Source organism: Pigmentiphaga daeguensis (assembly GCF_039523035.1).
GTDB lineage: Bacteria > Pseudomonadota > Gammaproteobacteria > Burkholderiales > Burkholderiaceae_B > Pigmentiphaga > Pigmentiphaga daeguensis.
Genome location: NZ_BAAAEN010000018.1, coordinates 102,481 through 118,874, shown reverse-complemented (window position 1 = coordinate 118,874; position 16,394 = coordinate 102,481). Strand labels below are relative to the sequence as shown.

Sequence of the window (16,394 nt, the reverse complement as noted above, 5' to 3'; positions counted from 1 at the left end):
CCGCAGTAGCTTGAATGGTATATTTTTTTGGTATATATCATTCTGGGAGATCTCCATGGATACTGCCAAGATCTTCTGGTCCGGCCGTTCGCAAGCGGTGCGGCTACCCAAGGAATACCGTTTCGACACTGAGGAGGTCCGCATTCGGCGTCAGGGGAATGCCGTCATCCTGGAACCGGTCGCACAGAACTGGGCCTGGCTCGATGCCGTCATAGGGCCGGTCGATGAAGATTTCGAACGGGCCGCCACAGAAGCGGCACGGGAGCAGGAGCGTCCCGAGCTGGACTACTTCAAGTGAAATACTTGCTTGACAGCAACGCCGTCATTGCGCTTCTGAAGGGCCATCCCGGATTCCTGGAGCGACTCCGGCGCCACAAACCCGCGGATTTCGCGCTCTCCGCTATCGTGGCCCACGAACTTTTTTATGGCGCGTACAAAGGACTGCGGACTACGCAGAACCTGGCGCGACTCGACGCCCTGCAATTCGAAGTTCTCGCCTTCGATCAGGAAGATGCGCGGCAGGCTGGCGAGCTGCGCGCGACGCTGAACGCTGCCGGAACACCGATCGGCCCGTACGACGTGCTCATCGCCGGTCAGGCGCTGGCGCGTGGTCTGACGCTCATCACGCACAATGTACGCGAGTTCCCGCGCATACCCGCGTTGCGGGTCGAAGATTGGGAAGCATAGGCGGCCGGCTCAACCCTCTGCGCGCCACGTCCCCGACTTCCCGCCTTTCTTCTCCAACAGTCGCACGTCGGTCATGACCATGCCCCGGTCCGCCGCCTTGCACATGTCGTAGATCGTCAGCAGCGCGACGTTGACGGCGGTCAGCGCCTCCATCTCCACGCCGGTGCCGCCCACGGTCTCGGCGCGCACGGTGCAGTGCACGGCGCTCGCTTCCTCGTCCAGCAAGAAATCGCAGGCCACGTGCGTCAAGGGGATGGGATGGCACAGGGGGATCAGGTCCGAGGTCTTCTTGGCGGCCATGATGGCAGCGATGCGCGCGATGCCCAGCACGTCGCCCTTCTTGGCGTTGCCCTCGCGGACCAGGGCCAGCGTGGCCGGCTGCATGCGTATCGTGCCGGCCGCCACGGCCACGCGCGCGGTGGCCGGCTTGGCGCCGACGTCCACCATATGGGCCTGCCCGGCCGCGTCGAAATGGGTCAGGGGGGATTGCGCCATCATGCGTCTCCGGTGGCGATGGGCGAGCCGGGGCGGCTGCTCCATTCGCTCCACGAGCCGGGGTACAGCACCGCCCCGGTCAGGCCCGCCACTTCCATGGCAAGCAGGTTGTGGCAGGCGGTGACGCCGGAGCCGCACTGGCTGATGACCCGGTCGGCGGGCGTGCCGCCCAGCACGGCCTCGAACTCGGCCCGCAACTGCGCGGCGGGCTTGAAGCGCTCGTCGGGCTGGAGGTTGTCGCGCAGGAAGCGGTTGGCGGCGCCGGGAATGTGGCCGCCCACGGCATCCAGGGTCTCGTTCTGGCCGCGGAAGCGGTCGGGGGCGCGCGCATCGACGACCAGGCGCGCCCGCGTGTCCAGGTTGGCCCGCACGTCCTCGTAGGTCGCGGTCGCGACCAGCGGTGGCCGCAGCGTGAACGCGCCCGGGGCGGGCGCGGCGGGCTGGCCGGCCTCCAGCGGGTAGCCGGCCTCGCGCCAGGCCGCCAGCCCGCCGTCCAGCACCGCGACGGCCTCGTGGCCCGCCCAGCGCAGCAGCCACCAGAGGCGGGCGGCCATGGCGCCGCCGGCGGTGTCGTAGCACACCACCTGGGTGGCGTCGGAGACGCCCAGGCGGGCCATCAAGTCGGCGAAGTCCTCGCGCCGCGGCAAGGGGTGGCGGCCATTGCCGCCGGTCTTGGCGCCGCTCAGGTCGCGGTCCAGGTGGACGTAGCGGGCACCGGGGACATGCGCGGCTGCGTGGGCGCGCTCGCCCGCGCCGGTGTCCGCCAGGTCGAAGCTGCAATCGCACACGACGACCGGCGAGGGGGATTGCAGCAGCGCGTGCAGCGCCTGCGCGGAAATCAGGGTGCTGAGGCTCATGGCATGTCCTGTAAGCGTTGCCGTGCGGCCGGCCCGATACCGGCCGCCATAGGTAAATTTTTCACGTTTCGACAGGGGAGCGGGAACCCGTCGCCCAAGCTGGCTATCATACCGGTATGCCGAATTCCGAACGTTCCCCGTCGCTGCGCCGCAAGGCCGTCGCGCTGCTGCTGCCGGCCCTGCTGGCGGCGGCCGCGCCGGCGCTGGCGCCCGCCCAGCCGGTCGGGCTGCCCGACCTGGGGGACTCGGCGGCGCAGGAGCTCTCGCCGCGGCTGGAGCAGCGCCTGGGCGACGCCATCATGATGGAGTCACTGCGCGACCCGGCCTATATCGACGATCCGGACCTGCTCCAGTACCTGACCGGCATGGCGCGCCAGCTGTCGGCCCAGGCGCCCGCAGGCACGCCCAACATCAACGTGTTCGCGGTGCGCGATCCCAGCATCAACGCCTTCGCGATGCCGGGCGGCTACATAGGCGTGCACACCGGGCTGGTGGTGGCCGCGCAGTCTGAGTCCGAGCTGGCCGGCGTGCTGGCGCACGAAATCGGCCACGTGGTGCAGCGGCACATCGCCCGGGGCCTGGTGCAGCAGAAGCAGGACACGCTGATCATGGTGGCGGCCCTGCTGGCGGCGCTGGTGGCCGCGCGCGGCAACTCGCAGGCGCCCGAGGCGGCGATGGCCTTCGGCCAGGCCGCGGCGATCAACTCGCAACTGGGCTTCTCGCGCGAGGCCGAGCGCGAAGCCGACCGCACCGGCTTCCAGATGCTGGAGGCGGCCGGCTACAACGTCAACGGCATGGCCTCGTTCTTTGGCCGGCTGATGCAGGCGTCGGGGCTGAATGAAAGGACCGGCCAGGCCTTCACCCGCACCCACCCCCTGTCCATCGAGCGCATGTCCGACATGCAGAACCGGGCGCGCGGCGTGGTGATCCATGACCGCCCGAGTTCCTCGGATTTCTATTTCGTGCGCGCCAAGATGCGCATGCTGCAGGCAAACAGCGGCCAGGATACCATCGAGGCCATCCGCTATTTCCAGAACCGCAGCACCGAGGCCCAGGGCATCGAGCGTGCCGCGGCCTACTATGGCATGGCGCTGGGCTATGTGCGCCAGCGCGAATACGGCAAGGCCAACGACGCTTACCTGGCCGCCACGTCGGGCGCGCGCACCCATTTCATGCTCGAGCACCTGGCCATCGACCTGGCGCTGGCGCGCAACGACACGCAACAGGCCATGAGCCTGGCGCGTAGCGCCGTCGCGCGCTGGCCCGAGCAGCGCGGCCTGGCCATGGCAATGGCCGAGTCCCTGCAACGCGCCGGCCGCAACCAGGAGGCGGTCGATTTCCTGAAAGAGCAGATGCTCAAGTGGAGCGACGAGCCCCGCTTCTACCAGATGGCCGCGGTCAGCTATTCGCGGCTGGGCAGCACCGTGAACGAGCGCCGCAGCATGGCCGACTATTACGCGATGACCGGCGCCCTGCCGGCCGCGGTCGAGCAGTTGCAGCAGGCGCGCGCGGCTTCCAGGGATTTCTACGAGCAGTCGCAGATCGACGCGAAGGTGCGCGAATACCAGCGCCGGTTGAAGGAAGAGCGCGACCTGCTCAAGCGCTTCCAGAGCTGACGGGCCCGGGCCTGTCGACGAAGCCGAAGGCCTGGCCGGCCGGGCAGCGCAACGGGGCCAGCGGCGCGGCAGCGGCGCCAACCGGCGGATAGACCACGGACAGGGTCGCGGCCCCGGCCGGCGCCTGGCCGGTGTCGGCCAGCCAGCCCGGCGGGGCATCGAGCAGCGGCTGCCCCGATGCCAGCTTCATGCGTTCCAGCACGTCGGGCAGATGGCGATCCTCGACCATGGCGGGACCGTGTTCGGTCGCGGCGTAGAGCCTGCCCATGGCGTCCAGCGCCCAGCGATCCACGCGGGACACGGCATGGCCGGTATGGGTGGCCAGCGAACCGGCCGCATCCGCCTGGCGCAGGATCAGCGGCGCCGCGTCCAGCCTCACGAACACGCGTTGCGGACCGTTCTGGAAGAACCATCGGCCCTGCTCGTCGTGCCCGTAGTTGCGTCCGATGAAGGCCAGGATCCCGGTGTTGGAAATGGAGACGCCCGGCCCTCCCGCCAGGGCATCGCCGGCGGGATGCAGGCGCCAGCGGCCCCGGGCATCCAGCGACAACCAGCCATACGCGTCCGGCACGTCGGGCCAGCGCGCCATGGCGGCCAGGACATCGCTATCCATGCCCCGCCAGCCACGACTGCGGCGTGATTTGCCGGGGATCCGTGCGCAGTTCCAGCAGCGCCGGGCGGCCGGCCGCGCAGGCGCGCTCGAATGCGGCGGGGAAGGCTTCGGCGCTTTCCACCCGTTCGGCGTGGGCGCCGAACGACAGTGCCAGCGCGACGAAATCGGGGTTGCGCAGGTCGGTGGCGCTGACCCGGCCCGGGAAGCGCTTTTCCTGGTGCATGCGAATGGTGCCGTACATGCCGTTGTTGACGACGATGACGACGACGGCGGAGCCGAATTGCAGCGCGGTGGCCAGTTCCTGGGGATACATCAGGAAGCAGCCGTCGCCGGATACGCAGACCACGGTGCGGTCGGGATGGCGCAGCTTGGCGGCTATCGCCGCGGGCAGGCCGTAGCCCATGGCGCCGCAGGTGGGGGCGAGTTCCGTGCGCGGCCGGCGGTAGCGGTAGAACCGGTGCAGCCACACCGCATAGTTGCCGGCGCCGTTGGCGACGATGGCGTCGTCGGGCAGGGCGCGGTCCAGATGGGCGACGACCCGGCCCAGGTCGACGCCGCGGGCCTCGGCATGCGGCGCGGGCACGACCTGGTAGCGCGCGTGCAGTTCGCCGGCGCGGCGGGTCCAGTCGTCCCAGGCGCGCGAGGCCGGGGCTTCCAGGCCGCGCAGCAGCGCGGCGGCCTTTGCCGGGGCGGACTGGATGGCCAGGTCGGGCTGGTAGACGCGGCCCAGTTCGGCCGCGTCGGCGTGCAGGTGGATCAGTTTCTGGGCCGGGCGGGGGGGCGTCAGCAGCGTGTAGCCGCCGGTGGCGATCTCGCCCAGCCGCGTGCCCACGGCCAGGACGAGGTCGGCGTCGCGCACCAGCTCGGCCAGTTCGGGGTTCATGCCCAGGCTGAGGTGGCCCGCGTACTGGGGCCGCCGGTTGTCGAAGATGTCCTGGCGGCGGAAGGCGCAGGCCACGGGCAGGTTCCATGCCTGGATGAAGGCCGAGAAGTCCGAGGCGGCGGGCTCGCTCCAGTTCGATCCGCCCAGGATGACCAGCGGACGGCGGGCCTGGGCCAGCATCTCGCGCAGGCGCGGGGCCGCGTCGGGATCGGGGCCGCCGGCGACTGCCGGGGCGACCGCGGCCGGCGCGGACGGGCAGGCGGCGCTCAATACGTCTTCGGGCAGGGCCAGCACCACCGGTCCGGGGCGGCCCGAGGTGGCGCAGGCGAAGGCCCGCGCCACGAGTTCGGGTATGCGCGCGGCGTCGTCGATGCTGACGACCCACTTGGCGATGCCGCCGAACATGGACTGGTAGTCGATTTCCTGGAAGGCTTCGCGGCCCAGCTCGCGGGTGGGCACTTGGCCGACGAACAGGATGAGCGGCGTCGAGTCCTGCTGCGCGATGTGCACGCCTATGCTGGCGTGGGTGGCGCCGGGGCCGCGCGTGACGAAGCAGATGCCCGGCCGCCCGGTCAGCTTGCCGTCGGCTTCGGCCATGTTGGCGGCGGCGCCTTCGTGCTTGGCGACGACGACGTCGATGTCGGCGTGGGCGTGCAGGGCATCCAGCACGTCCAGGTAGCTTTCGCCCGGGACGCAGAAGACGCGGTCGACGCCGTTGGCGGTCAGCGCGTCGACCAGGAGGCGGCCGCCGGTGGTGGCCGAGGCGTTGGATACCGTGGAAGTCGAGGCCATGGAAGCATCCGTGTGGTTTTCTCCATTGTCGAAGAAAACGCCGGGGATGTCAGCGGGGGCTTGCCCGATGCGGGGCCGGGCAGGGCTAGCGGCCGGTCCGGAAGAAATCCGCCAGCCTGCGCGGCAGCCAGTTCAGGTTGCTCGGGAAGCTGCCCGTGGGGAAACCCGCGTGGCCGCCTTGTGCCGGCTGGTGCAGGACCACGTGGCTGGAGGCCTGCTCGGGAGTCGGCAGGTAGCGGCCGGGAAGGAACGGGTCATTGCGCGCGTTCAGCACCAGCGTCGGGATGGCGATGTCCATCAGCAGGGGCTTGCTGGAGGCGCGCGTCCAGTAGTCGTCGACGTCGCGGAAGCCGTGCGTGGGCGCGGTGTAGGCGTCGTCGAATTCGTACAGGTCGCGCGCGTTGGCCACGCGCAGCACGTCAATGGTGCCGGGGAAGCGCTGCGCCTTCTGCAGCGTCTTGGACTTCAGCGTGCGCAGGAACATGTGGGTGTAGATCCGGCGGTTGATCAGTCCGGTGCCCAGCGTGCGCCCGCCGGCCATGAGGTCGACCGGGGCCGAGACGCCCGCGGCGGCGGCGAGCCAGCCGGCGGTGGCGCCGGCCTCGCCCAGGTATTTCAGCAGCGCGTTGCCGCCCAGCGAGATGCCGGCGGCGTGCCAGTGCATCCGTGGCAGGCGCTGCCGCACCGCGTCCAGCATGAAGCCGACGTCGGCCGAGTCGCCCGAGTGGTAGGCGCGGGGCAGGCGGTTCGGCTCGCCCGAGCAGCCGCGGAAATGCGGGACGACGACGGTCCAGCCGCGCGCCCGGAAATACTGCGAGATGGCCTGCGCGTAGTGGCTGGCGCTGCTGCCTTCCAGGCCATGGAACAGCACGAGCCCGTTGCGCGACGCGGCGGTGGTGCCGGCCGTCTCGGCCAGCCGCGCGAACAGCTCGGGGCCGACGACCGTATCGGGGCCGAGGCCCGGGGCGGTCCAGTCGAAGTCGATGAAATCGCCGTCGGGCGTGTCCACCCGTTCGCGCTGGAACGAGGCGTGATGGTGCGACGAGAGCTGCGACGCGAAGATGGTCTGGCTATGTCCTTCGGGCAACCATGCGGGAGTGGGGCAGGGTGTCGTGTCCAGGTAGGCGGGCATGCGAGATGGGGCGGGCAACTCAATGCAATAGGTCGGGAACGTCCTGGAGCTCGGTCGGGCCGAGGTCGGCAGGGGCTTGCGACGAGTGGTGCAAGACCAGCCGCCAGCCTGTGGGACCCTTGTGGAAGACATTGGTTGCATAGCAGTTGACGAGCTGCTTGCCCTGGGAGGTGTCGACCATGAGTTGTTCGACCACGGTATGGACCGAACTCATCATGCTTTGCGCGGCGTGGACGCGCGTGGGCCGTATCGGTACCGGCGAACTGCCCAGGATCTCGCGCCACGATTCCATCACGGCGTCGTGCCCGATCAGCCGCGGCCCGCCCGGATGGATGCAGACGATGTCTTCGTCGTCGGCCCAGACGGCCATCAACTGCGCGAGATCGCCTTGTTCCAGCGCGTCGTAGAACGCCTGCTCGGCTTCTTCGGAGGTGGCGAACAGCGGAGCGCCGCGGGATTTGAGCACCATTTACGCGAACACGATCGTCTTGTGGCCGTTCAACAGGATGCGATGCTCGACGTGCCAGCGCACGGCGCGCGCCAGCACCAGGCATTCGACGTCGCGCCCGACCTGGGTCAGGGTTTCCGGCGACATGCTGTGGTCCACGCGGGCGATGTCCTGCTCGATGATGGGGCCTTCGTCCAGATCGGGCGTGACGTAGTGGGCGGTGGCGCCGATCAGCTTCACGCCGCGGTCGTGCGCCTGGTAGTACGGGCGCGCGCCCTTGAAGCTGGGCAGGAAGCTGTGGTGGATGTTGATGGCGCGGCCGGCCAGCGCCCGGCACATCTCGGGCGACAGGATCTGCATGTAGCGGGCCAGCACGACCAGGTCGATGTTCTCGCGCTCGGCGATCTGCAGTACCTGGCGCTCTTGCTGTTCCTTGCCGCCCTGCGCCACCGGCAGGTGGTAGAAGGGCACGCCGTACGACGCGGAAAGCAGCGCGAAGTCGGGGTGGTTGGAGACCACGGCCGGAATGTCGATGGGCAGTTGCCCGCTCTTGGCGCGGAACAGCAGGTCGTTCAGGCAGTGGCCGTGCTTGCTGACCATCAGCAGCACGCGCGCGCGCCGGTGAGGGTCGCGGATTTGCCACTGCATGGAGAAGCGCTCGCCCACGGCGGCGAATTCCTTGCGCACGGTGTCGGCGTCCAGGCCGTCCGGCACCGAGAAGTGCACGCGCAGGAAGAACAGCTTGGTGTCCTCGTCCCCGAACTGCTGCGAGTCCAGGATGTTGCAGCCGCGCTCGAACAGGAATCCCGACACGTGGTACACGATGCCGGTCGTATCGGGGCAGGCGAGCGTCAGGATGTAATCGTTGTGCTGCACGGGGAGGTCCTGTGAATAAAAAGCAAACCCCGGCGGGCCGGGGCAGCGTCAGCCATGTCCCCCCCAGGGGCGCGCGAGCGCCCGGGGGGATTTAGTGATGATGTACCTTGGCGCCGTCCTTCAGACGGTATTCGGCGCCACAGTATGGGCACTTCGCTTCGCCGGTCGTCCCGATGTCCAGGAATACCTTGGGGTGCATGTTCCACAGCGGAGTATGCGGCCCCGGGCACGAAAGCGGAAGCGCATCGGCATCGACTTCGATGATGGCGTTGGCGGCTTCGGTGGTCATGGCCGTTCCTCCCGATCAAACGTGCGTGAGCCAGTGGCCGTACTTGGCGTTACGGCCCGCGACCAGGTCGAAGAAGGCCTGCTGCAGGCGCGCCGTGATCGGACCGCACTGGCCGGCGCCGATCTTGCGGCGGTCCAGCTCGCGGATGGGCGTGACTTCCGCCGCCGTGCCGGTGAAGAAGGCCTCGTCGGCGATGTAGATGTCGTCGCGGGTCAGGCGCTTGGTGACGACCTTGATGCCCAGGTCGGCGGCCAGGCTGTGGATGGTCGAGCGCGTGATGCCGGTCAGGGCCGAGGCGATCTCGGGCTCGACCAGCACGCCGTCCTTGACGATGAAGACGTTCTCGCCCGAGCCCTCGGCCACGAAGCCTTCGGTGTCGAGCAGCAGGGCCTCGTCGTAGCCGTCCTCGGTGGCTTCCAGGTTCGCCAGGATGGAGTTGGCGTAGGTGGAGGCCAGCTTGGCGCGGGGCATGGTCACGTTGACGTGGTGGCGGGCATAGGACGAGGTCTTGACCCGGATGCCCTTCTGCAGGGCCTCGGCGCCCAGGTAGGCGCCCCATTCCCAGGCGGCGACCGCCACGTGGACCTTGGCGCCCTTGGGCGAGACGCCCATCTTTTCCGAACCGTAGAACGCGATGGGACGCAGATAGCAGGATTCCAGCTTGTTGACGCGGACCACTTCCTTCTGCGCTTCCATCAGGACTTCCCGGCTGTACGGGATCTGCATCTGGTAGATGTGGGCCGAGTTGACCAGGCGGTCGGTGTGTTCCTTGAGCCGGAAGATCGAGGTTCCGATGTCGGTCTTGTACGCACGCACACCCTCGAATACCGCCAACCCGTAGTGCAGAGAGTGTGTGAGCACATGGGTGTTGGCTTCACGCCAGGGCACGAGCTTGCCGTCGTACCAGATGAAGCCGTCGCGGTCTGACATCGACATGATGGGGATCTCCGAAATGAACCAGATATTGTACCAATCTGCGACAGGATCCAGCGGCGAAGCGGGCGCGCAGGGGTCCACGCCCGCCGCTTCCCGGGAATCCAGGGAGATTCGGGTAATCACTTACAATAGCTGCGAGCCATAACTTTACTCCTTCCCGGCCGGCCTTCGCCGGGAGCCCGCCGCCGTTCCCCCCGATCCCATGTCCGCCATGCGCCCGTCCGCCGCAGTGCCCGGTCTGTCCCCCCAGGAGCGCCGGGCGGCCGTCGTCGCGGGCCTGAAGGCGCTGGCCCCGACCACGATCGCGATCGGCGTCTGGGGCATGGTCAGCGGCGTGGCCATGGTCAAGATCGGCCTCAGCCAGACCCTGGCGCTGGCGATGACCTTCCTGGTGTACGCCGGCTCCGCGCAACTGGCCGCCCTGCCGCTGATCGTGGCGGGCGCCCCGGTCTGGCTGGTGTTCGCCGCGGGTTGCGTGGTCAACCTGAGATTCGTGATCTTCGCGGCGGCGCTGCACCCGTATTTCCGCCGCTACTCGCGCTGGCGCCGCCTGGGACTGGGCTTCCTGACGAGCGACATCGGCTTCGTGCTGTTCATGCCCCGCTACGGCGATGCCGCCGTCAAGGGCACGCCGGAGCAGACCTGGTTCTTCCTGGGATCGGCGGTGGGCAACTGGCTGACCTGGCAGGTGTGCTCGGTGGCCGGCATCCTGCTGGGCGCCGTGGTGCCGCAGTCGTGGTCGCTGGAGTTCGCCGCGGTGCTGGCGCTGATCGCGATCGTGGTGCCCATGGTCGCGAGCTGGCCCGTGGCCGCGGCGGTCGGGGCGGCATCCCTGGTGGGGTGGGCCGGCCAGCCGCTGCCCTTGCGGCTGGGGCTGGTCCTGGCCGTCGTGGCGGGCGTCTGGGCCGGCGTGGCCACGGAGCGGGCGCTGGAGCGCCGCAAGGAGGCGGGGGCATGAGTCCGTCCACCCTGCCGCCGGTATCCGATTCCCTGTACGTCTGGCTGGTCATCATCGCGCTGGCGCTGTGCACCGTGCTCACGCGCGCCGGCTTCCTGCTGCTGGGCGACAACGTGCCCCTGCCCGAAGGCGTCAGGCGGGCGCTGCGCTATGCGCCCGCCGCGGCGCTGGCGGCCGTGATCGTGCCGGACCTGCTGCCATGGGCGCCGGGCGGCCTGCCGGTGTTCGACTGGCGCGCGCTGGCGGCCGTGATCGCGGTGGCGGTCATGGTGGCCACCCGCAACACGATCGCCATGATAGGCGCGGGCATGGTCATGCTGTGGCTGCTGAGGTGGCTGGCGGGCTGAGCGCCCGCGCCCCTTTTTCTTTCATTCGGCCTGGATGTTGCGCTGGACCACGACGGCGCGCAGCCGGCGGATGTCGTTCTCGACGCGGGCCTGGAATTCGTCGGGCGAGGAGGCTCGCGGCGAACCGCCCCAGTCGACCAGTTGCTGGTGCACGGCGGGCGTATCCAGCACCGCGCGCAATTCGCGGTTCAGGCGCGCGACCACGTCGGCGGGCGTGCCGGCGGGCGCGGCGATGCCCAGCCACGATTCGAAGACGACGGCGGGCAGCGTGTCGGCCACGCTGGGCACGCCGGGCAGCGCCTGCACGCCCTTGGGCGCGGTGGTCGCCAGCAGCCGCACGCGCTGGGATTTGAACAGCGGCGCGGTGTTGGTCATCGTGTCGATCATGACGTCCACGCGTCCGGCCAGCAGTTCGGTCATCGGGCCGGCGCCGCCCTTGAACGGCACGTGCAGCGCGCTGCCGCCGCTTTCGGCCATGATCCATTCGCCCACGAGATGCATGGCGGTACCCACGCCGACCGAGGTGTAGGTGTAGCGGTCTTTTTCGGTCTTGATGCGGCGGACGAAGTCGTCGAAGGACTTGATCGGCGAGGACGGCGCCACGGCCAGCGTCAACGGATAAGTCGTGATCGTGGAGATCCAGCTGAAACCCTTGACCGGCTCGAAGGGCAGGTCCTTGCGCATGGCGGCATTGGTGCCGTGGCCGCTGGTCATCAGGACCAGCGTGTAGCCGTCGGGCTCGCTCTTGGCGACCTGGGCCGAGGCGATGTTGCCGCCGTCGCCGGCGCGGTTCTCGACGATGACGGGCTGGCCGACCCGCTCGGACAGCGCCTTGCCGACCAGCCGGGCCACGACGTCGCTGCCGCCTCCGGCCGCGAAGCCGACCAGCAGCTTGATCGGCCGGTTGGGGTAGGTGGTCTGCGCGTGCGCGGGGCCCGCCAGTACCGCGGCCAGGATGCCGGCGGCGGCGAGGGCCTGGCGGCGGCCGGTGATCGTGTCATGCATGGTGGGTCTCCTCTTCGTCCCCGTTTTCGTGCGGCCCCGTCGAGGCGCGCGTGTGGCCGCTCAGTCCGCCGCCTGCAGGCGGGCGGAGATCTCGCGGCTTTTCTGTTGCAGCACGGCCCCCAGGGCCGCGCCGTTGAGGAACTCCCCCCGCTGTTTCGAACAGACCAGCGAGATCGTTCCGATGACTTCATCCTCGGCCATCACGGGCACGCCGTAGCCGATGACGTCGGGATCGAGCCCGGCGTGGCTGATGGCGTATCCCGCCTTGCGTATGGCCTTCAGGCCGGCCCAGGTGGCGTTCCAGGCCTGCTCGCCGGCGTCCGGGTGGGTCTGCTCGAACAGGCTGCGTACCCGCGCCCGCGGCCAGAACGCCAGCACCGACAGCGACGGCGCGCCGCGGAACCAGGGCAGGCTCTTGCCCCGCATGTAGGTCAATTCCAGCGGCTCGACGCCGGCTTCGTGCGCCACGTTCAGCAGGTGCTCGCCGTAGACGTTCGAAAGCAGCACGTGGCAGCCGGTTTCCTGCGCCAGGTCGCGCAGGATGGGCTGGGCGGCGCGGGTGACTGGGTCGGTCTCGCGGATCAGGGCCTCGAGCTCGACTACTCGCGCGCCTACCACGTAGATGCCGCGCGGCAGCCGTATCAGCAATCCGGCCGCGCACAGTTCCTTGACGTAGCGGTAGGTGGACGAGGGGGTGAAGCCGAAGTGGCTGGCCAGGTCGTCCACCGTCCAGGCGTACCGCTCGTGGGTATAGGCATCGAGCAGCGTCAGCATGCGGCCCAGGCTGGATGCGCTTTCCGTCATGCGGGCGCCTGCTCCACGCCCATGCGCCGGGCCATGTCGGCCCGCCAGTCCTGGCGGCTGCGGAAGCCGGGCAGGGCGCGCGCGTGCCGCTCGGCCCAGGCCATGAGTTCGGCCGGCGGCAGCTCGATGGGCATGGGCACGCGCATGGGCTGCGACACGTACCAGGGCGTGTCGATGTACAGCTCGAGCCGGTTGCCTTCCGGGTCGCGGCAGTACAGCGACAGCGCGTTGCCGTGCGTGACGGGCGCCAGTTCTGCGACGCCCGCGCCGACCAGGCGGCGATGGTAGCGCTGCAGGGTTTCCAGCGAGTCGGCCATCAGCGACAACTGGTTGATGACGTTGAAGCGGAGATCGGCGGGCCGCCCGGACACCAGCACGATCTGGTGGTGGACGTCCGGATCGCGGCTGGTGAACACCAGTTCGATCGGGCCATGGGGGCCGTCGAGCATGCCACGGTCCGTGATCGTGAAATCCAGGACCTGCGAATAGAAATCGGCCATCCGCTGGATATCGGTGACGAAGATGCCGACGTGGCTGAAGGAAAGACCGGGTCTTTGGGGCATGATGGAAAATATAATCTGATATGTGGCGAATAATCGCCATTGAAATTCGAGTTTTTTGCATATTACGTAAAAAACTCAAAAATAAGACCTGTGTGAAACCCTAGGTGGGGCGGAGCAGCGGGCGAGCGGCCGCGTGCCGCTTCCGGCGGGAAGCGGCGGGAATCGGGGGAAGGGGAAGACGGGGGACGACGCCCCCGGGGATCTCAGGAACGGGGGCCCAGCACCTGTTCCCACAGTTCGATCACGGCGGCACGTTCCGCCGTCAGGGCCTCCTGCGGCACGCGAGCCTTTTCCACGTCCTGCAGGCGCAGCGCGTGCTGTTCCCGCCGCAGGGTACGATAGGCATCGCCCACCCGCCGCGCCAGGTCGGCGGGGATCAGGCCGGCTTCGGCGGCCAGGCGCAGCAATGCGATGTTGCCGAGGTTCTGTACCAGGATCTCGTGCTCGCGGGCGTGCAGCAGGACCAGGTATTGGGTGACGAACTCGACGTCCACCATGCCGCCCGGATCGTGCTTGAGGTCGAAGTCCGGCGTGCGGTTGGGATGGCCTTCGCTGATCTTGCGGCGCATGGCGATGACTTCGTCGGCCAGTTGGCGGGCGTCGCGCGGCATCAGCAGCACCTCGCGCCGGATGCGTTCGAACTGCCTGCCCACCTCGGGATCCCCGGCGGCGAAGCGGGCGCGCGTGATGGCCTGGTGCTCCCAGGGCCAGGCGTGCTCCTTCTGGTAGCGCTCGAAGGCCTCGGTCGAGATCACCATCAGCCCGGCCTGGCCGTCGGGGCGCAGGCGCAGGTCCACTTCGTACAGGCGCCCCGAGGCGGTCATCGAGCCGAGCCATGACAGGATGCGCTGGCCGAAGCGGGCGTAGATCTCGCCGGCGTCCTCGCGCGGGTCGTCGAACAGGAACACCAGGTCGAGATCCGAGGCGTAGCCCAGCTCCTTGCCGCCGTGCTTGCCATAGGCGATGACCGCGAAATGCGCGGGCGTGCGGCCTTCGTCCCTGGACACGCTGTACCAGACGCGCTTGAGCGTTTCCTCGAGCATGATGTCGGCGACCATGGACAGGTAGTCGCCCAGCCGCTCGACCGTCAACTGGCCTTCCAGGTCCTGCGCCAGCAGGTGGAAGCCCCATTGGCGCTGCGTGTCGCGCATCAGGTTCATCTGCCGCTCGACGTCGGGCGCGCCGGTGCCGTCGATCACGCAGGCATCCAGTTCGTCGCTGAGCTTGCGGGCCATGGCGGGCAGGTCGGGCTCCACCATGAGCGTGCGCCAGTCCAGCAGCTCGTCCAGCAGCAGCGGATGCCGGGTCAGGTAGCCCGCGGCCCAGTCGCTGGCCGCGAAGATGCGGGCCACGCGCGCCAGCGTGTCGGGATACTCGGCCAGCAGCGCCATGTAGGCGCTGCGCTGGGCGATGTGCTCGATCAGCCCGAACATGCGGACCAGCGCGGCGGCGGGCGCCTTGGTGCCGGCGCAGGCGTCCACGGCGGCCGGCAGCAGGGCGGCCAGGCGCCGCCGGCTGTTGTCGGGCAGGCTGCGTATGCGAGGGCTGTCGAGCAGCGCCGAGGCGCGCGGCAGCAGGCTGTCGGCCTCGGCCGGCAGGGTCGCGCGTATGCGCGCGACCAGTTCGTCTTCGGGGTCGGCCGCGCCGCGGTCCCCCGGTGACTGATCGCCTTCGTTCTGGCCGAAGACGCCCCGGAAGGTGGCTTCGACGAATTCCCTGTGCGCGGTCAGCGTGCGCTCGAAGCCGGCGGGGTCGTCGAAGCCCAGCGCGCGGGCCAGTTCGGCGCGCCGTTCGTCGTCCTGGGGCAGAAGGTGGGTCTGCTGGTCCTCGCGGTATTGCAGGGCATGCTCGACCCGCCGCAGGAAGCGGTAGGCGGCCTCCAGGCGCACGGCATCCTCCGGCTGGACCAGGCCGGCCTCGCGCTCGGCATGCAGCGCGGCCAGCAGGCCGCGCTCCTGCAGCGTCGGCGTGCGGCCGCCGCGTATCAGTTGCGAGAGCTGGACCACGAATTCGATCTCGCGGATGCCGCCTTCGCCCAGCTTGACGTTGTCGGCCTGCGTGGCCTGGCTGCCCGTGCCGTTGTACGAGCGGCGGTTCCAGTCCTCGCGTATGCGCTCGCGCAGCGCGCGCAGCGCCGCCAGCGCATCGAAGTCGAAATACTTGCGGTAGACGAAAGGCCGCCGCAGCGCCTCCAGTTGCGCCGCCTGGCTGGCGGGGTCGCTGCCCTCGAACGCCTGGGCCTCGATGCGCCGCGCCTTCAGCCAGGCATAGCGTTCCCATTCCCGTCCCTGCGAGACCAGGTAGTTCTCGAAGGCGTCCAGGCTCCAGGCCAGCGGTCCGGCATCGCCGTCGGGCCGCAGCCGCAGGTCGGTGCGGAACACGTGGCCGTCGGCGTCGATCTCGGAGATGACCGGCATCATGCGCCGCGTCAGCCTGCCGTAGAACTCGTGATGGGAGATGGGCCTGCGCCCGTCGGTCTCGCCCTCGTCGCCGTACAGCATGACCAGGTCGATGTCGGACGAGACGTTCAGTTCTTCGCCGCCCAGCTTGCCCATGCCCACGATCAGCATTTCCTGCGGCAGGCCGGAGGCGGCCTCGCGCGGAATCCCGTGCACCTCGGCCAGTTCGGCCGCCACGCTGCGGTAGGCCTGCTCGATGGCCAGGTCCGCCAGGCGGGTCATGGCGCCCACGACCTCCTCCAGCGGCGCCAGGCCGGCCAGGTCGCGGGCCATGACGGTGCAGAACACGCGCTCGCGCAGCCTGCGCAGCACCGCGCGGCAGTCCGCCACCGGGAGGGGGCCGGCCGCGGCCACGCCCCGGGCCGTGCACAATTCGTCGAACCAGGCGGCCAGGGCCTGGACGTCGACCGGCCGGGTCATCGCGTCGGCCAGCCACCGTCCGTAGTCGGGCTGGGCGTCTATGCGTCGGCGCAGGTGGCCCGACCAGGAAAGCGCGGGGGTGAGCAGCGAAGTGTCTGTCATGGCGAAAGTTGTGGCAGTACGTTACAGAATTGTGCGCCACGAAGAAGTTTTGCGCATAAGCCAGCATAAGACATGCGGGGCGGTATAAGCTTTCATTTTCCCGATTCATCCA

General features: G+C 69.1%; 18 protein-coding genes. 5 read left to right on the top strand and 13 right to left on the bottom strand.

Features of this window, described 5'->3' with window-relative positions:
* Positions 1–55 precede the first annotated feature (55 nt).
* Together ABD104_RS20865 and ABD104_RS20860 are read left to right on the top strand one after the other, a co-directional pair.
* Entirely contained in the window at positions 56–298 is a 243-nt protein-coding gene (locus ABD104_RS20865) for an antitoxin (RefSeq protein ID WP_087837110.1), read from the top strand.
* Positions 295–687 carry a type II toxin-antitoxin system VapC family toxin gene (locus ABD104_RS20860; RefSeq protein ID WP_087837109.1) on the top strand — a complete coding sequence of 131 codons (393 nt, stop codon included), beginning with the start codon at positions 295–297 and terminating at the stop codon, positions 685–687. The genes ABD104_RS20865 and ABD104_RS20860 overlap by 4 nt, the downstream gene beginning before the upstream one ends.
* 9 nt (positions 688–696) lie before the next feature.
* Here ABD104_RS20860 and moaC read toward each other — a convergent pair whose 3' ends face one another.
* Both moaC and ABD104_RS20850 read right to left on the bottom strand, forming a co-directional pair.
* Entirely contained in the window at positions 697–1,185 is a 489-nt protein-coding gene (gene moaC / locus ABD104_RS20855) for a cyclic pyranopterin monophosphate synthase MoaC (protein WP_343928132.1), read from the bottom strand.
* Positions 1,182–2,039: a sulfurtransferase gene (locus tag ABD104_RS20850; protein ID WP_343928131.1), complete on the bottom strand. Its 858-nt coding sequence runs from the start codon at positions 2,037–2,039 to the stop codon at positions 1,182–1,184. Before ABD104_RS20850 ends, moaC begins: the two co-directional genes overlap by 4 nt.
* Positions 2,040–2,155: 116 nt before the next feature.
* On the opposite strand from ABD104_RS20850, the gene ABD104_RS20845 reads away from it, so the two are divergent.
* Positions 2,156–3,655, top strand: a complete 1,500-nt coding sequence (locus ABD104_RS20845) for a M48 family metalloprotease (RefSeq protein WP_087837106.1) — start codon at positions 2,156–2,158, stop codon at positions 3,653–3,655.
* On the opposite strand, the gene ABD104_RS20840 is transcribed toward ABD104_RS20845, so the two are convergent.
* The 7 genes from ABD104_RS20840 to ABD104_RS20810 form a co-directional block, all read right to left on the bottom strand.
* Positions 3,636–4,268: a DUF2946 family protein gene (locus ABD104_RS20840; RefSeq protein ID WP_343928130.1), complete on the bottom strand. Its 633-nt coding sequence runs from the start codon at positions 4,266–4,268 to the stop codon at positions 3,636–3,638. The genes ABD104_RS20845 and ABD104_RS20840 overlap by 20 nt on opposite strands.
* On the bottom strand, positions 4,261–5,943 hold the full coding sequence (locus ABD104_RS20835) for a thiamine pyrophosphate-binding protein (RefSeq protein ID WP_087837104.1): 1,683 nt from the start codon (positions 5,941–5,943) through the stop codon (positions 4,261–4,263). The genes ABD104_RS20840 and ABD104_RS20835 overlap by 8 nt, the downstream gene beginning before the upstream one ends.
* Before the next feature lie 85 nt (positions 5,944–6,028).
* Entirely contained in the window at positions 6,029–7,075 is a 1,047-nt protein-coding gene (locus tag ABD104_RS20830; protein ID WP_132979173.1) for a YheT family hydrolase, read from the bottom strand.
* Positions 7,076–7,094: 19 nt separating this feature from the next.
* Positions 7,095–7,517: a YybH family protein gene (locus ABD104_RS20825; protein ID WP_343928139.1), complete on the bottom strand. Its 423-nt coding sequence runs from the start codon at positions 7,515–7,517 to the stop codon at positions 7,095–7,097.
* Positions 7,518–7,544: 27 nt separating this feature from the next.
* Complete coding sequence (gene purU / locus ABD104_RS20820; RefSeq protein WP_343928129.1) at positions 7,545–8,399, bottom strand: formyltetrahydrofolate deformylase; 855 nt, start codon at positions 8,397–8,399, stop codon at positions 7,545–7,547.
* A 91-nt stretch (positions 8,400–8,490) separates the two neighbouring features.
* Positions 8,491–8,688: a zinc-finger domain-containing protein gene (locus ABD104_RS20815; RefSeq protein WP_087837101.1), complete on the bottom strand. Its 198-nt coding sequence runs from the start codon at positions 8,686–8,688 to the stop codon at positions 8,491–8,493.
* Between the two features lie 15 nt (positions 8,689–8,703).
* The gene (locus ABD104_RS20810; RefSeq protein ID WP_087837282.1) at positions 8,704–9,624 is read right to left on the bottom strand and encodes a branched-chain amino acid transaminase; all 921 of its coding nucleotides are present in this window, start codon (positions 9,622–9,624) and stop codon (positions 8,704–8,706) included.
* Between the two features lie 211 nt (positions 9,625–9,835).
* Between ABD104_RS20810 and ABD104_RS20805 the strand changes: the two genes are divergently transcribed.
* The gene (locus tag ABD104_RS20805) at positions 9,836–10,582 is read left to right on the top strand and encodes an AzlC family ABC transporter permease (protein ID WP_087837281.1); all 747 of its coding nucleotides are present in this window, start codon (positions 9,836–9,838) and stop codon (positions 10,580–10,582) included.
* Positions 10,579–10,929: an AzlD domain-containing protein gene (locus ABD104_RS20800; RefSeq protein WP_343928128.1), complete on the top strand. Its 351-nt coding sequence runs from the start codon at positions 10,579–10,581 to the stop codon at positions 10,927–10,929. Before ABD104_RS20805 ends, ABD104_RS20800 begins: the two co-directional genes overlap by 4 nt.
* Positions 10,930–10,950: 21 nt before the next feature.
* On the opposite strand, the gene ABD104_RS20795 is transcribed toward ABD104_RS20800, so the two are convergent.
* From ABD104_RS20795 to glnE, 4 genes are all read right to left on the bottom strand, one after another.
* A complete protein-coding gene (locus ABD104_RS20795; protein ID WP_087837099.1) occupies positions 10,951–11,934 on the bottom strand; it encodes a Bug family tripartite tricarboxylate transporter substrate binding protein in 984 nt (327 codons plus the stop codon).
* A gap of 60 nt (positions 11,935–11,994) precedes the next feature.
* On the bottom strand, positions 11,995–12,738 hold the full coding sequence (locus ABD104_RS20790) for an IclR family transcriptional regulator (RefSeq protein WP_343928127.1): 744 nt from the start codon (positions 12,736–12,738) through the stop codon (positions 11,995–11,997).
* The gene (locus tag ABD104_RS20785; RefSeq protein WP_343928126.1) at positions 12,735–13,301 is read right to left on the bottom strand and encodes a VOC family protein; all 567 of its coding nucleotides are present in this window, start codon (positions 13,299–13,301) and stop codon (positions 12,735–12,737) included. Before ABD104_RS20785 ends, ABD104_RS20790 begins: the two co-directional genes overlap by 4 nt.
* A 203-nt stretch (positions 13,302–13,504) precedes the next feature.
* A complete protein-coding gene (gene glnE, locus ABD104_RS20780) occupies positions 13,505–16,282 on the bottom strand; it encodes a bifunctional [glutamate--ammonia ligase]-adenylyl-L-tyrosine phosphorylase/[glutamate--ammonia-ligase] adenylyltransferase (RefSeq protein WP_343928125.1) in 2,778 nt (925 codons plus the stop codon).
* Positions 16,283–16,394 lie beyond the last annotated feature (112 nt).